Annotated in this window: 14 protein-coding genes; 7 read left to right on the top strand and 7 right to left on the bottom strand. The window is 43.2% G+C overall.

What is annotated here, in order from left to right:
• Window positions 1–240: 240 nt before the first annotated feature.
• From KP803_RS05585 to KP803_RS05570, 4 genes are all read left to right on the top strand, one after another.
• Entirely contained in the window at window positions 241–1383 is a 1143-nt protein-coding gene (locus tag KP803_RS05585) for a hypothetical protein (RefSeq protein WP_248007857.1), read from the top strand.
• A gap of 183 nt (window positions 1384–1566) precedes the next feature.
• Window positions 1567–2487 (top strand): patatin-like phospholipase family protein, encoded by a 921-nt coding sequence (locus KP803_RS05580; RefSeq protein WP_248007856.1) that lies wholly within the window; start codon window positions 1567–1569, stop codon window positions 2485–2487.
• A 261-nt stretch (window positions 2488–2748) separates the two neighbouring features.
• Window positions 2749–4278, top strand: a complete 1530-nt coding sequence (locus KP803_RS05575) for a hypothetical protein (protein ID WP_248007855.1) — start codon at window positions 2749–2751, stop codon at window positions 4276–4278.
• Window positions 4279–4503: 225 nt separating this feature from the next.
• A complete protein-coding gene (locus KP803_RS05570) occupies window positions 4504–5253 on the top strand; it encodes a VP0952 family biofilm-associated protein (protein ID WP_248007854.1) in 750 nt (249 codons plus the stop codon).
• A gap of 80 nt (window positions 5254–5333) precedes the next feature.
• On the opposite strand, the gene KP803_RS05565 is transcribed toward KP803_RS05570, so the two are convergent.
• Window positions 5334–5753, bottom strand: a complete 420-nt coding sequence (locus tag KP803_RS05565; RefSeq protein WP_248007853.1) for a VOC family protein — start codon at window positions 5751–5753, stop codon at window positions 5334–5336.
• A gap of 141 nt (window positions 5754–5894) precedes the next feature.
• Window positions 5895–7517 (bottom strand): peptide ABC transporter substrate-binding protein, encoded by a 1623-nt coding sequence (locus KP803_RS05560; protein ID WP_248007852.1) that lies wholly within the window; start codon window positions 7515–7517, stop codon window positions 5895–5897.
• A 126-nt stretch (window positions 7518–7643) separates the two neighbouring features.
• Here KP803_RS05560 and mpaA point away from each other — a divergent pair, with 126 nt between their 5' ends.
• Window positions 7644–8360 (top strand): murein tripeptide amidase MpaA, encoded by a 717-nt coding sequence (mpaA, locus tag KP803_RS05555; RefSeq protein WP_248007851.1) that lies wholly within the window; start codon window positions 7644–7646, stop codon window positions 8358–8360.
• Here the strand turns inward: mpaA and yqfB are convergent.
• The 3 genes from yqfB to KP803_RS05540 form a co-directional block, all read right to left on the bottom strand.
• On the bottom strand, window positions 8357–8671 hold the full coding sequence (gene yqfB / locus KP803_RS05550; RefSeq protein WP_248007850.1) for a N(4)-acetylcytidine aminohydrolase: 315 nt from the start codon (window positions 8669–8671) through the stop codon (window positions 8357–8359). The genes mpaA and yqfB overlap by 4 nt on opposite strands.
• 22 nt (window positions 8672–8693) lie before the next feature.
• Window positions 8694–9200: a DUF3087 domain-containing protein gene (locus tag KP803_RS05545; RefSeq protein WP_248007849.1), complete on the bottom strand. Its 507-nt coding sequence runs from the start codon at window positions 9198–9200 to the stop codon at window positions 8694–8696.
• A gap of 105 nt (window positions 9201–9305) precedes the next feature.
• Complete coding sequence (locus KP803_RS05540; RefSeq protein ID WP_248007848.1) at window positions 9306–10520, bottom strand: iron-containing alcohol dehydrogenase; 1215 nt, start codon at window positions 10518–10520, stop codon at window positions 9306–9308.
• A 493-nt stretch (window positions 10521–11013) separates the two neighbouring features.
• On the opposite strand from KP803_RS05540, the gene KP803_RS05535 reads away from it, so the two are divergent.
• Window positions 11014–12552, top strand: a complete 1539-nt coding sequence (locus KP803_RS05535; RefSeq protein WP_248007847.1) for an alanine/glycine:cation symporter family protein — start codon at window positions 11014–11016, stop codon at window positions 12550–12552.
• Between the two features lie 103 nt (window positions 12553–12655).
• Window positions 12656–12955, top strand: coding sequence for a hypothetical protein (locus KP803_RS05530; protein ID WP_248007846.1), 300 nt, complete (start codon window positions 12656–12658; stop codon window positions 12953–12955).
• A gap of 199 nt (window positions 12956–13154) precedes the next feature.
• On the opposite strand, the gene KP803_RS05525 is transcribed toward KP803_RS05530, so the two are convergent.
• Entirely contained in the window at window positions 13155–14258 is a 1104-nt protein-coding gene (locus tag KP803_RS05525) for a hypothetical protein (protein WP_248007845.1), read from the bottom strand.
• 99 nt (window positions 14259–14357) lie between these two features.
• Entirely contained in the window at window positions 14358–14819 is a 462-nt protein-coding gene (locus KP803_RS05520; protein ID WP_248007844.1) for a MarR family winged helix-turn-helix transcriptional regulator, read from the bottom strand.
• Between the last annotated feature and the right edge of the window lie 87 nt (window positions 14820–14906).

Below are 14906 nucleotides of genomic sequence, written 5' to 3'. Positions count from 1 at the left end.
GCTGTAGACCTTATTAAGTATAGTGAAGAATCACTACCTCACCGATAATTTGCCTCAGTTTTTATCCTCCACTGAGTTATCCATTATTACAGCCAGATCACTCCCTATAGTGAATTAACAGACTCCTTACTTTGTCATTGCTTCGAAATAGCAATCCAAAACCGAGGAATCGGTAACCTACGCGCAAATTCCACATCGCTTGCCGTAATGAGTAAGCGACACATTAAGCAGGAAAACAACATGTACATGAAACTTACACCCTTGGTGTTAGCAGCGATTTTAGTGGGCTGTGGTTCAGACAGTGGTGACGATAATACGACGTCTCCAACAAACGCGACGCTAAACTTTTCCGTCATCAATCAACTTGATAACGAGCTCAACTCTTTTGACGTTAATTCTTACGCGCTTGATAACCACGCTAACCACGCTAACCACGATAAAGACCTATCCGATCTCGATAAGGTAAACATCGCGTTTAATTACGTTTTTCTAAAAAAAGTAGCATCACTACCAGGTGAAGTAGAAACTTGCGACCAAACAGGTCAATGCGAGCAGTACCATAATTACTTTGATGATCAGCAAAACGAGCTGCGCATGATTGAAGTTAAAGCGGCAAACGGTAGCGATGCTAGCCCTCTGTTTGACGGTATGATGGTGAAACCAGGCTATTACCAAATGTGCTTGTACATTAATGGCGAGAGCAAAAGCGGTGGGCAAGTTGAAACTGACGTGGATTCCCATGTCATCGAACACAACGGCAATGCCGATTTTCTTAGCAGCCCTTCACAAGGTTCATGCGCCGGTGCGAAGCCGCCAAAAGATGCTCGCCCATCAGGCCGCCTAGTCAGCCAAACTTTCCAAGTTCAACGCGGTGAAAATAACCTCGCATTCAAATTTGATTTAGAGAGTACCCTTAAATACAACAATAAGCATGGCTGGCGCTTCTTAGGCCAGAAAGATTTCGAGATCGTTCAGATTGACAGCAACTTCGGTCAGATTATCGGTTCAGTTGATATCGAATCAATCCAACAAGAGTGTAAGATGCAAGACGATTCGGCGCTTGAAGCGGTGTACCTCTACCCATATAACACACAACAACAGCAGATGTTAGGTTACCATAGCCACAGCGTTGGTGTTGAGGGTGAACAGCGTCCGCTTAACCATTCTATGGTTTCTACAACGTTCGCTGAAGGTATTGACGATCAAGTCGCCTACTTTGGCTTTAACAATGTAAAAGCCGGCACCTATGCTCTTGGCTATAGCTGCAGCGCTCAAAATGACAATGAAGATAACCAAGGTGCTTATTTTAACATTTACAGCACATTAGACTCTGTTCTAGTGAAGAAAGGGCAAGTTACCTACCCTGAGTTCGTTGCTAACTAGTCTCGCAACAACGTCGACATAAATACAGGTTTTCATTATCAAATCCCTTGACCAGATCAAGGGATTTTTTATTTGAACAATAAAGCAGTTATTGGGTATTTATGTCACACTGCAACACTGTCGCAATTGAAGTGAACACTTACGCTCAACCCACAATTATCGTTGACCAAAGAGATCGGATTTATGAATAAAGCTCTATTACTCATTCTTGCCTTCACCATAACCGGTTGTGCGACAAGTAACGATTACCCCAATCTTAATACGTTGTCTGAGTATGAAATTCCAATTCAAGTGGATGACCAAAAACAGGTCGAGAACTCAAAGACACTTGGCATTGCCTTTGGAGGCGGTGGCGTACGCGGTTTTGTTCATTTAGGTGTCATTAAGGCGCTTGAGGAAAGTGGGATTAAAGCCGATTTAGTCACAGGCTCATCTGCTGGCTCTATTGCGGCGAGCTTGTATGCTTCAGGACTGCCTTACAGCGAGATTGAAGCTATTGTTCATGATGTGAGTGAATATCAATTGGCTGATATCGTGATTTCACGTAAAGGTGTCGTTAATGGGCAAAAGTTAGCAAAATGGATAAATGAATCGGTACCACAAGAGAACTTAAATCAGATGCCGATTCCAATAGGCATTACCGCCACCGATCTCACCCATAAAGAGTCTGTGCTCATTCTCGATGGTAACCCGGGCGAAGCAGTACAAACATCCTCTTCCGTCCCCGCCGCTTTTGTTCCCGTAAAAAACAAAGGACGTTTATTAGTTGATGGCGCTCTACTTACCGTCGTCCCCGTCAATTATGCCCGAACGATGGGAGCAGATATTGTCATTGGTGTAGACATCCACTGTGATGCCGAACCCGACGTTAAGAACTCAAGACGACACGTTGCAATCAACACGCTTCGTATGCTGACCTGTAAATTGTCAGAGCCTGAAATGCAAAGTGCCGATGTGCTAATTCGTCCAGATTTTGAGCCTGAAAGCGAAATCAGCTTCGGTGATAAAGACGAAGCAATAGAAGCTGGTTATCAAGCAACGATAGAGAAACTCCCAGAAATATTGGCGCTGATAGGTTCAACCAATGACCATTATATCGAGTAATCACCTCGATAAAGCCGAAATCATAAAATCGAAAAAACGCAGTTAATTCCATTTAATTATTGTTTTAACTGCACTTTTATCAAAGAAGCAAAATCGTTACATTCTTAGAGACCGTTATTTTATATCGAGAAGTATTTCAACGGTTACACTTTTAATGTACCTCGCCCCTACGAATTCCTTTACGATCGCGCCCTAAATTTTCTAGCACGTCAACGTTGATTTATAAACGTTGTTGCTTATACCGTTTTAGCTGGTGTTTTAATGGAAAACCTCTCTTATTTGGTTGCTTTCAACCATCTCTCTTTTTCTATGGTGGCAGTGGTCATCATGGTATTACTTTCTCGTGCAATCGTCGCAAATACCAAGTACTCCGCCGTTCTAGTGATCGTTGTTCTTGGATTGCTAATGGGTACGCTATTTGTGAAAACAGGGTTAGCGCAGCCGGGACTTCAAGAATTCCCAGCGATCGTCTTGCTGAGCCAAACTACCGTTATCGCCTTAATCGCTACCTTCTTCGTTGGGGGCCAAGAGATCCGTAAATTGCTCTCAAAGCAGTTCGATAAAGCTGAAAGCTTAGTGGTCGGCGCAAAGCATGAAGCGTTTGTCGGAACGACGAGTACTCAACTTGTTTATATCATTCGTGCCTTCGTTCTATTGATGGGTATCGAAATGGCATCTGCTCTGCTAACAGGTCGCAGTTCAGGTCACCCTCTTGGTGAGTCATACCTAGCACTCTCTTACCTAAGCTTAGGTATTGCGCTGATTTTTATTGATAGCAAAGCCAAAATTTCTGATAAGCGTGCTTACCTATTTAAAGGCTTAGTTGAGATCTTAGTGATCATCGGTATTTTGATGATTTCGCTAAGGCTGTCGCACCTTGTTGCTAGCGTGATTGGTTTACCACAAATCTTCTTTGCAATGGTGGTCTCGTCTGGCCTAGGTATGGTAATGCCAAAGTGGAAAGCCGGCCCTACACTGAGCGCGCTACTGTTCGCGGGTATTCCTGTACTACTAACGGGCACTTTCTTGGTTGGCGGCTCTCACATGCTAGAGGCCTTTTCTATTCCTGGTTTACAAAGCGTGATCGTATATGGCTTTGCAGGACAAATGTTCTGGATGTTTGGTGGCTTGACCATTCTTATCTTCCTAGCAAAAGCGAACCACGTTCGTAATCTAGCACCGGGAATGGCTGGCGGTTTATCACACTCAGGGCTCACAGGCGCATGTACGGCAGGTGATTTTGGTGGGACAGCTTCAGCGCGTGCGCCGATTATGATTAACATTCCGTTTATCGGCCATATTTTCGTATTTACCATACTTGCCGCCAGTGCCGAGCGTGGCGTTCTATTGGTTGAATGGACATTACCACTGGTTTTACTCGGTTTAGGGTTTGTTTACCTCGCAAGCAAAAACCTTCGCCAAGCAAACGGTGAGGATGCAAAAGAAGTGAAAGGACTCATGCAGTTCTCGTTTGGCTGGCAAATCGTTGCGGTATTCGGCAGCTTCACTATATTGCATTTTTCAGGTATGCCAATTGAGCATGCTTCGATGGCAGCGGCGTCTGGCTTATCTCACTTTGGCCTGTTTGCAGCGACTCAAGGTGGTATGTTCGGGGAATCGGCAGCGAGTATGATTACCTTCATTTTCGCCACGCCATTCTTAGTTCATCCACTTGTATTTGGGCTATTTGGTAAAGCAACCGAAAACGGAGGTGAAATGTCAACCAAGGCTGTGATGTTCATCTTCGCTCTAGGTACACTAGGCGTCCTTTACTCTGCGTTATCAATCTAGTTTTTGATAACGTCATACCCAAATAGCCTCGGCGTGCATTCGCTAGACGCTATTTGGGTATATCAAACCGAATTCATTCGCGGTACCTCATTTTTGACAAGTACCTTTCATTTATCAACCCAACATTGATCTACCTACATTTAAGCAAGTTCTAAATCTATTAGTTTGAGTTATGTATTTATCTCATACGTATTCCTGTGGCTTTGAAAATGAGTAAGGGGTTAGATGTTTATAACGTTACACTTTGTAGTTACCACGCTTTTGGCCATTGTCTGTGCTCAATCAATGGGCCTCAATCAAAATGAATTCTCGGCGCTAGCGCTTTTGATACCCGCCCTTTGGGTGTTACCACAGAAAGGCATTAAAGGCCTATTTCTCGTCGCCGGCATGCTAGCCTATGGATTAACACTGCCACATCAATCAATCGCACTGTCCGTCACCCAATGGATTCTATTTCCCTTGCTGATGGTGATATTTTCTAGACGAAGCAGTAAAAGAGTTCGCTATATCACCGCATCAATCGTGTTAACCCTGCAAGCAGGCGTCATGGTCAGTCAGGCAATAGGGTCACTAGACGGGATGCCAATGATCACCGCGATCCAAATGTTGTCAGTTTGTCTGACGTGGTGGGCAGCAAAACACAAAAGCACATCGACCAAACAGAGCTGGTGGGCGCTTGGATTAATCGTTCCGCTTTGGTTTGCTGGGTTTTTTCACGCAATATTAGTCGCAATATCGATTACTGGTATTATTTCTTCATTGGAAAGCTTATCTCGCCTGAAAAAGTTCAATTGGAGTAAACTTATCTGCTGGACGGTGCCAACGGTCGGCTTTGCTGCCATCGTCGTTTCTCCAAATATTGAGGTTCCACACTCTGTGATTGTGGTTTGGATGTGCTTACTAGGCACAGCTTGGATGACCGATTATATTCTTCGCAGTATCGAGAAAGAACAAGACACTATTGGCTCTAAATAGACAACGGTTAACCTCTCTTACAGGCAGTGCAATACATAAACTTAGCTCTGCCCGCATAGAGAGTTAACCAACACTCTCGATTAACTACTACTGTTACGCAGTTTTGGGTCGTCACTTAGGTATTCAACAAATTCAACTTCAAACCCCGCTGGGTCGACAAAATAGATGTTTTTCCGATAAGGCTCTTCCGCCCCTTGCTTAGCTATTTCAAAACCCGCTTGAATAAGACGCTCGATCACCGCATCAATGTTATGAGTGACATAAGCAAAATGAGCTAAGCCAACTTGGTGTCCAGCCAAATCTCTATTCTCGCCTTCGCCGTGATCACTCAACGCGATGTATTGATACTCATCACCAAAATGCAGCCAATTACGTGGTTTTCCAGACCACTCTCCTTTCCCTTCATCACGAATAGACCAGTGAGGAAACGCAGCTTGGTAAAATTCCAACATTTTCGGAATATCGCTTACCACTAAATTTACATGTTCCAGTTGTATCATTTGTCTCTCCTTAACGTGTATTTATAATCAACGTTAATTATGCTAATACCTCAACATTAGTTGAGGTAAAGCATTTTGTTTAACTAATCTGAAATAATCTAAACGCGAAGTTCAAGATCAAAATCTCTCTGTCACATTTCATTAGTCTTTGATGTAGAGATCTTTAGAGTAGATACGCCCTTCCACGTTGTTCTTAGCAAATCCGCCCACACTCGGTCGAACTAAACGAGCCTGCATATAGTAGTAAATCGGGGCAATCGGCATGTCTTCCGCCAATAATTGTTCCGCTTGATCGTAGAACGCTTGGCGTTTTTTCTCATCGGTCGCCGAGAGTGCGTTGTCCATGGCTTGATCGTATTTTGAGTTGTTGTAGCGCGCAAAGTTCCCCGAAGAGTCTGAGCGAACAAGGCTTAAGAAAGTCGAGGCTTCATTGTAATCACCGCACCATGAGGCGCGCATCACATCAAAATCACCTTGTCTGCGCGACACGAGGTACGACTTCCATTCTTGATTTTCTAACTCAACTTTTGCATTCAAATTCGTCTTCAGCATCGAGGCGATCGCTACCGCAATCGACTTGTTTGATTCACTTGTGTTATAGAGCAATTTGAAATCTAACGGGTTATTTTCGTCGTATCCTGCTTCTTTAAGCAATTGCTCAGCCTTATTATCGCGCTGCTTTTGAGTCCATTGACTGTATTCAGGTTGCGTCGCCTCAAAACCAGCAGTGTATTGGTGAGCAAATGTATACGCCGGTAAATTACCCACCTGAGTCACACCATTGGTGATCACATCGCGCATGATGGAGTAAGAGACCGCTTGGCGAACTCGTACATCATCAAAAGGAGGCCGAGTGGTATTAAAGGCATAATAATAGGTGCACAGCAATGGAACCGCGGTATAAGCCGATTCATAATCTTGCTTCAGCTTTTGCGCCATATGGGTTGGCACATCAGAGGTAATATCCACTTCACCGGCCACATAGCGATTGATTGAAGCGTTTTGATTTTCAAATGGAATATAAGTGACCTGAGTAAGTTGAGTCTCGTCACTATTCCAGTAGTTTGAGCTCTTCTTTAGTTCAGTTCGTTCGTTAATGACCCATTTGTCGAGCAAAAATGCACCATTACCGACAAACTGCGTTGGATCACTCCATGGTTTATCGCTGTTTTCTACAGTTTCTTTGTGCACTGGCATCATCGAGGTGTGCCCTGTCATCGCGACAAAGTAAGGCACCTTGCTTTCTAGCTCAAAACGTAGCGTGTATTTGTCTAAAGCGGTAATGCCCAACGCGTCGAGAGGCTTTTTCCCTTCGGCAACATCGGCAATGTTTTTTATCTTACTGAGTTTCAGGTACCAAACATTCGGGGAGCCCAGTTTTGGGTCAACAGCGCGTCTTATCGCATAGACAAAATCATCCGCTGTGACGGGATCACCATTTGACCACTTAGCATTTTCACGCAGATGAAAATCAAACGTTTGGTTATCTTCGGTTTCCCATGACTTAGCCACACCGGGAATAATATTGCCATCAAGGTCTTGAATCACTAAACCTTCAAACAGATCACGTAAGATATGCATTTCAGGCAGACCTTCCGCTTTCGCTGGGTCTAGTGTTGCCGCCTCTGCATCGTTGGCTCTCACTAAGTGTTGCTCTGCTGCTAGTGAAGCCGTATCAAGTGCTTGGGCAGCAACAGACATTGATATAAACGGGGTAAGTAGAGTGGAAATAATTAATGCTGTCGAGTGTTTCTTAAATTCCATTTTTTTGTTCTCCTAGCCTATCTTTGTTAGTAAACCCATAAAAATGGGCCACCACTATTGACGGTTTTTAACCGTTCGGTTTATCTAATCAATATATGATACTACTTGATTAATCAGGAGATTAGGGTGAGTTTAATTCCAAGATCGGAAAGAGCTTCATTTTCAGTCGAGCCGTTACCATACGGACGCTCAGTACTGGGCGCACCACTGCTGTATTTTCCAGCTCAAGTGGAGAGCCAATCTCATGGTTTAATTTTGGCAGGAACCCATGGCGACGAAACGGCCTCTATTGCCGGGTTGTCTTGTGCATTAAGAAGTTTGCCCGCAAAAAACTTATGCCATGATGTGATCTTGTCAATCAACCCAGATGGCAATCAACTTGGTACAAGAGCCAATGCCAATCAAGTCGATCTCAATCGTGCCTTTCCCGCTCGTAATTGGTCTCAGAATGACACCGTCTATCGCTGGAGCTCACAAACCACCAATAGAGACGTAAGAGTTCGCACAGGTGACGTAGATAAGTTGGAGCCAGAAGTCGATGCATTGATCGCGTTAATCGAACTGCGCCAGCCTCAGTTTGTAGTCTCTTTTCATGAACCTCTGGGGTTAGTTGACGACCCTAGCCGCTCAAAACTTGCAACATGGCTTGGAGAACAGTTCAATTTAAGTGTGGTCGATGATGTGGGCTATAAAACACCCGGGTCGTTTGGTACTTGGTGCAGCGAAAAGCCGTTACCTTGTGTGACCGTCGAACTGCCAGCGGTATCGGTTGATTTAACGATTGAACAATACCTCTCCGCCTTTATTTCCGTATTAACGATGCAGGCTGATACCGTCAGTTAGTTTTCAACGACTCTAAATCGAATAAAGTACAAACTATTTTCTGTTGGATAGATCTTACGTAAGATCCATTTAAGCATAAACACAAATGGGAGATTCTCCGCTTTTGCATGAACTCGACTGAGTTGCTCAAATTCGACACTCTCGATACCAAGAATTTCAAGCTGACAAATCTTTCGACTATCTTCCAGAGTGAATGCTTCAACAATTTGGCCAGCAAAATAATGGCTTTCTGATTTATTGCGAATGGTTGCCGTCTTTTTTCCCGATAGAATCTGACGCTCCATCCTTGTGAAAAATGTGATTTTATCCATTGGACAGCACCTAATTAACGGTCTAAAAGGCGTTTAATACGTCAGAATGGTAACGAGTGATATCCAGTGTAACATTGTAGTCCTTCACCCACCCATCTAGCCTAGATTGTGCATCATTCAAACTCGTCATGGTGATAGTGTTGTCATCCAATTGCCAAAGCTGTCGGGATCCCTCATAGCTAAAATGAAGCGCTAACATGGCATCTTCATTCCCTTGCTCTGCCGCTGCTAATAGTTTTCTACTTTTACGGTAGATGAGATTGAGTGATTGTTTAAGATCCCAAACATAAGCGACTTCAACCATTTTAGGATGGGTTTTCAATCTAGTTAGCACAATAACCAAAGTGATTGCGCTCACCACCACGCCCAGAAGATTCCAATGAAAATGAGAGCCAGTTTCTGAAGGGAAGAAATGAATTAAGGTCTGAGATACGGCGAGACTCGACACTGCCAAGCTAGCAATGCAAGCCACAATGACGATGTTTAAACGGGAGCGATAAACTTTTTTATCGATAATCTGCAATTGCATGGTGAATCCGGAGTAGCTGTCAATATTTGTACTCGATAATACACTAAGACGTCCTTATATAATGAATGACTTTGTTACCAATTCTACCTAATTACAAAGAGGCCGTTACTTCGAAGCCACCATACTCCCAATCATTTTTTCACAATCTGCTAACGGCATATAACGAGGGACTGGGTAGTTCCACTGAGCTTCATGCAGTGACTGTTTTGCGAGTTCAGTAATGTCCTCTTCTAGTAATGCCTCAAAGTGATCGGGTAGGCCCAGTTTGGTTTGCAAAGATTTGATGTAATCGATGAAAGCCTGCGCTCTCACAGATTCACTCGCTCTAACGTCTGCCAATGTTATAGCATCAGATAACTGAGCCAATCGGTACTTAGCTTCTGACTTGGAATACTCCAGCACATGCGGAAGTGCAACCGCGTTCGCCAACCCATGGGGCGTTCCATATTTAGCACCAACGGCGTGTGCAATAGCATGGGCGTAGCCTAAACTCGCTTTGGTGAAGGCAAGCCCAGCATAATAAGAAGCCAGAGCCATTTTTTGTCTTGCCGTCGCATTTTGACCAAACTTCACCGCTTTCTCTAGATTCTCATCAATAAGCTTAATCGCAGCTAGAGAATAACGGTCAGTCTCTTTTGTCGCATTACACGATATGTAAGCTTCAACGGCATGAGTTAGCGCATCCATTCCAGTTTGAGCAGTAATATGGGCGGGCAGTGCCAGCATAAGAGTTGGATCTAATGCTGCAGCAATTGGCACTAATTTAGGATCCATTAAAGGTGTTTTTTGATGGGTTCTAGGGTCAGAAACAACCGCGGCGACGGTAACTTCTGATCCCGTTCCCGCCGTGGTGGGTAATACAAACAGCGGCGCAGGTGCTTTCCATACTCTAAGAAGCCCAACGAGTCGTTTAATGGGTTTATTGTTGGTCGCACTCGCGGCAATCACTTTGGCGCAATCAATAGGCGACCCACCACCGATGGCCACTACACCATCACACTTTTTAGTCTGGTATTGTGCTAATCCTTTCTCAACCTGAGTATAGGTAGGATCAGGTAACACTTCTGAGTAAACCTCACAGTGCACTCCGACTCGCTCAAATTCAAACATCAACCGCTTAACAAACCCAAGTTTTACAATACCCTCATCGGTCACAATCAACACTCGCGTGATCCCCATGATGGACACACTATGACAAAGTTGGTTTAACGCATCCTTACCAATAAACAGAGTTGGCTTTGATATAGGCAAGACTTTCGCCGCTATTTTCAGCCCTTTCATGTAGATCTTATGAAGTAGATAGTAGAGCCTTTGTTCCATTGTAAGTCTCTGTTTGATTATGTGATAACACTAGCCTAGGCAATACAACAACTTATCTCTACTCTAAACTGCATATTTTTCAATCTTAACTGAATTAAATGTTACTCTTCGACAAATGGCGAACAATGCATTGAACAATTAAAGAGCAGAGAAAAGGATAATATCCTGCTTAGATTTTCTATTTCAGTAAAAAAGCCTGCATATAAATTCATCAAAATAATAATAATTAGTCACAAATATTCCCATCAAACCACGCTTTAACGCCTATTAATCAATTTATCAACTCAAATCAATTCATTTTTTCTCCAAAATAACAAAACAAACGCTAGCTCAAATAAACAGACAAAAGTGTTGCGAGCATGTTTCAAAACGGAATAATGCTCAATGTTACCTAGATGTAACAAATAACACTCTTATAAATATAAAAACTATATACATACACTCGGTTATAACCTGAAGAGTTATAACCAACGATATTCAGACAGGAAAAATGATGCACAAAAAACTAATGCTGGCCCTAGCAGGCATGACAGCAACCGGAAGTGCTACCGCCTCCGGACTCGATGAAAAAATTAACGAAGTCGTCGCACCAATCGTCAACCCATTTGTAGGAATGATCTTCTCAACTATTCCTTTCCCTTTTACAGACGTGCAGGTGCCTTGGATTGTATTGTGGTTAGTCGTAGCCGCGATCTTCTTTACCGTTTATCTCGGTTTCATCAACGTTCGTGGTTTTAAACACGCACTAGAACTGGTTTCAGGTAAATTTAGCAACCCAAAAGCGAAAGAAGATGGTGAGGTCTCTCACTTTCAAGCTCTCACAACAGCCCTTTCTGGTACAGTTGGTCTTGGTAACATTGCGGGGGTAGCGGTCGCTGTCTCTATTGGTGGCGCCGGTGCGACATTTTGGATGATCTTGGCGGGCCTGTTAGGTATGTCGAGCAAATTCGTAGAATGTGCACTTGGTGTGAAATACCGTAACACTAACCCAGACGGCACCGTTTCTGGCGGTCCAATGTACTATCTAAGTAAAGGTTTAGCTAACCGTGGTAACGCTGCTCTTGGTCGTACTCTGGCGGTACTGTTCTCAGTATTTGCTATTGGTGGTGCGTTAGGTGGCGGTAACATGTTCCAAGCAAACCAAGCGTTTAAGCAAGTGGTTGGTGTAACCGGTGGTGATGCTTCTTTCCTAGCGGATAAGGGTTGGCTATTTGGTATCATCCTTGCCGTTATCGTTGGTATCGTTATTATTGGTGGTATTAAGTCAATCGCAAAAGTAACCGAGAAAGTAGTTCCATTCATGGCGGCTATTTACGTTGGTGCAGCGCTTGTGATTCTAGCAATGAACTACGATCGTATTGATGATGCATTCGGTGCTATTTTCCATGGCGCGTTTACTGGTGAAGGTATTGCTGGTGGTGTGATTGGTGTCCTTATTCAAGGTTTCAAACGTGCCGCGTTTTCGAACGAAGCGGGTGTTGGTTCAGCCGCGATTGCTCACGCAGCCGTTAAAACAAAAGAACCGATGTCAGAGGGCTTTGTTTCTCTACTAGAACCGTTCATTGATACGGTTGTGATCTGTACCATGACAGCGCTTGTTATCATTATTACAGGTTACCTCGATAACGATTCAGGTCTAGCGGGTGTTGAATTAACATCAGCAGCGTTCGGTAGCTCTATCAGCTGGTTCCCGTACATTCTTGCCATCGCTGTTGTGTTATTTGCTTTCTCTACCATGATCTCTTGGTCTTACTATGGTCTAAAAGCGTGGACATACTTATTTGGTGAGAGTAAAACAGCTGAAATCATCTTCAAAGTTAAGTTCTGTGTGTTCGTTGTAATCGGTTCTGCGATGAACCTTGGCCCTGTCATCGACTTCTCGGATGCGATGATCTTCTCAATGGCATTGGTGAACATTGTCGGTCTTTACATTCTTGTGCCTGAAGTGAAACGAGACTTAGCGGATTACCTAGCACGTCATAAAGCAGGTAAGGTTTACAATGTAACTGAAACTGCTAAACAGTCTTCTTAATACATAAAACGAGACACAATTGAAAACAGCAGGCTAAACACCTGCTGTTTTTTTATTGTCAGCCTACACTGAACGTAGATGAATAGCTGATTAAGGTTCGTTGATGGGATACGAAGAAGACTATTTTAAAGCACCCAATGGCTTACCAGAACGAGAAATCCGCGCTCTTTTTTCCGAGCTGAGTAATCTTGTTTTGTGGGAAGAAGAAAACGAAAATACCCAAGCTGACGCCATAAACGTATTACGTCATATCTCTCAATATGAACGCTACCAATCTCAAGCAGAAAAATGGCACACTCTGTTCGCTCACGACTACAAAGCAACCTGTTTTTGGTGGGAGGAAGATTGGCGCTATAGCCAAGGTTGGCCTCTTATTGAACCATTATTAGCTCAATTTCAATAGCCATAACCTCTACTTTTACTGCTAATGATGTGATGAAAGAGCCACAGTTTGAGAAGCGTAAAGCCGACTATCCTACTCATTTACGTAATGAGTTTAGCGTGAAACAAAGCGGATTTTGACTGTGTAGAAAAGACAAAATAGTGGCTCGCTTATAAAGAACCACTATTTAATATAGGGCGTTCTAGGGTTATACCTAAAATTATCCGACTGATTCTAGTTGAAACCGCATTGCGGATTGCTTCAGTTTCAAATACTTTGCTTTAAGCACTCCTTGCTCAAGGTTTTCATCACCAAAAAAGAGACCATCCGCGTCTTTCAACAATGCGTAATCCTGCTCTAGCACTTGAATAATAAAATCCGCTTTTTTAAGCGTATAGGGTGTACATGACTGCCCATGAACATCATCCAGTAAATCTAAAATGTTTGAGCGAAATGACTCTATTAGCTGTAATTTTTGTAACTCTTCGTCACTATTAAGCGCTTTTTTCCAAACATTAATAATATCGACATGCCTATTTATAACAACGGGCATCGCCCCTAACTCTGTTAGCTTCAACAACTTCCGTTGATACGCCTCTACCGCACAGGTTTTTTCCAGTCGATATAATTCGAACTGCTGCTCTTCGCTCATCCCCTGTTTATTCTTAAGCAGATAGTCAAAAAAGAAGCGAGTTTCAAATCGCTCAATACCATGAAACAAAGGGGTCTCAAGGCCATTACTATTAAAGTGTGTCAACGGATCAAATTGATACATGTACCCGAAATCAAATAAGCGCACTTCATCATCGGTATTACACAAAATGTTACCAGGACAGAAGTCCCACTCAAACAAACCACTAAGCTCCAGATTTATGATCGCCTCAAAAACTTGCTCGAATACATCTCGATTCAAATGCTCAATGGGGTCCCCATTTATCCATGGAGAGAGGATAATACCATCTCGGTACGAAGCGAATTGAGTATCGACGATATAGCGAAACGCTCGCGGCTTGCTAACCTTCAATATCGATAGATCACGTCGTCTTTGAACCTCATTTAAAAACGAAGTTTGCCCATCGACATTCTTAACAAGACTCTCTGCTCGGCGGCATTTTAACGTCCAATCTCGGTCCTCAATACGAATATGATAAACCACCGCAGTTAAACCCGATTCATAAGCCCTTATGACATAAAGGGAGTTCGACGTTGTCGCTTTTAACTGCTCCAAAGTTAGTGGGATTAGCTCTAGGTTACCAACGACAATATTATCATTAGATTTTTCAAATGCTAACTGACTAGCACGACGCTGCTGTTCCAAATTCACAAATATGGTCCACTTCCATTATTGATCTTGTCAATATATCGAGACCCAGCAACTACATACCGTGACGACCTTTAAGCTTTAAGTGAACAAAGCTCATATCTACTTTGTAAAATCATCTCGATGATTATCTAACCAACGCATCAATTTTTCCGTATGCTCTTGCATTTGATTCAACTCTTCATCTTGCCAATTCGAGAATAGGTGTGAGATGTCAGGCATTAACGAGGCCATTGTCTCCTCACATAACCTAAGCCCTTGACTTGTGATCTTCAAATAACGACGTCGTTTATCCTCAATATCTGAAATCGATTCCAATAGATTTTTTTCAAGCAATACCGAGATTATTTTAGTAATCCCAGGCTGGTTCATCTCCATGACTCGCGCAAGATCCGTCACTGTCCAGCTTCGATCAGGCTTATGGGTAAAGTGATTCAACACGCCAAACTGCGAGGGATTCAGCGGCAAAGATGAAAACAGTGCGGCTTCTCTGGTCGCCATTAACTGCCGAACAATTCCAAGCTGAACAATCAACTTCGCTTCTGTCTGTTTTCTTATATTCACGACCTATTTCTCCTAAAGAGTCATTCGCTAGGCAAATGAACACTTGCCAAATCATTCCTTGGAATATAATATACATTCCAAGGAATC

Origin of the sequence: Vibrio amylolyticus (assembly GCF_023145695.1) — a bacterium.
GTDB classification, from domain to species: domain Bacteria; phylum Pseudomonadota; class Gammaproteobacteria; order Enterobacterales; family Vibrionaceae; genus Vibrio; species Vibrio amylolyticus.
The sequence above is the reverse complement of the archived record's forward strand: the minus strand, read 5'-3'. Positions and strand labels throughout refer to the sequence as shown.

Excerpts from the sequence above, each read along its gene's own strand:
- KP803_RS05585 (WP_248007857.1), top strand. The coding sequence starts at position 241 with ATGTACATGAAACTTACACCCTTGGTGTTAGCAGCGATTTTAGTGGGC.
- KP803_RS05580 (WP_248007856.1), top strand. The coding sequence starts at position 1,567 with ATGAATAAAGCTCTATTACTCATTCTTGCCTTCACCATAACCGGTTGT.
- KP803_RS05575 (WP_248007855.1), top strand. The coding sequence starts at position 2,749 with ATGGAAAACCTCTCTTATTTGGTTGCTTTCAACCATCTCTCTTTTTCT.
- KP803_RS05570 (WP_248007854.1), top strand. The coding sequence starts at position 4,504 with ATGTTTATAACGTTACACTTTGTAGTTACCACGCTTTTGGCCATTGTC.
- KP803_RS05565 (WP_248007853.1), bottom strand. The coding sequence starts at position 5,753 with ATGATACAACTGGAACATGTAAATTTAGTGGTAAGCGATATTCCGAAA.
- KP803_RS05560 (WP_248007852.1), bottom strand. The coding sequence starts at position 7,517 with ATGGAATTTAAGAAACACTCGACAGCATTAATTATTTCCACTCTACTT.
- yqfB (WP_248007850.1), bottom strand. The coding sequence starts at position 8,671 with ATGGATAAAATCACATTTTTCACAAGGATGGAGCGTCAGATTCTATCG.
- KP803_RS05545 (WP_248007849.1), bottom strand. The coding sequence starts at position 9,200 with ATGCAATTGCAGATTATCGATAAAAAAGTTTATCGCTCCCGTTTAAAC.
- KP803_RS05540 (WP_248007848.1), bottom strand. The coding sequence starts at position 10,520 with ATGGAACAAAGGCTCTACTATCTACTTCATAAGATCTACATGAAAGGG.
- KP803_RS05535 (WP_248007847.1), top strand. The coding sequence starts at position 11,014 with ATGCACAAAAAACTAATGCTGGCCCTAGCAGGCATGACAGCAACCGGA.
- KP803_RS05530 (WP_248007846.1), top strand. The coding sequence starts at position 12,656 with ATGGGATACGAAGAAGACTATTTTAAAGCACCCAATGGCTTACCAGAA.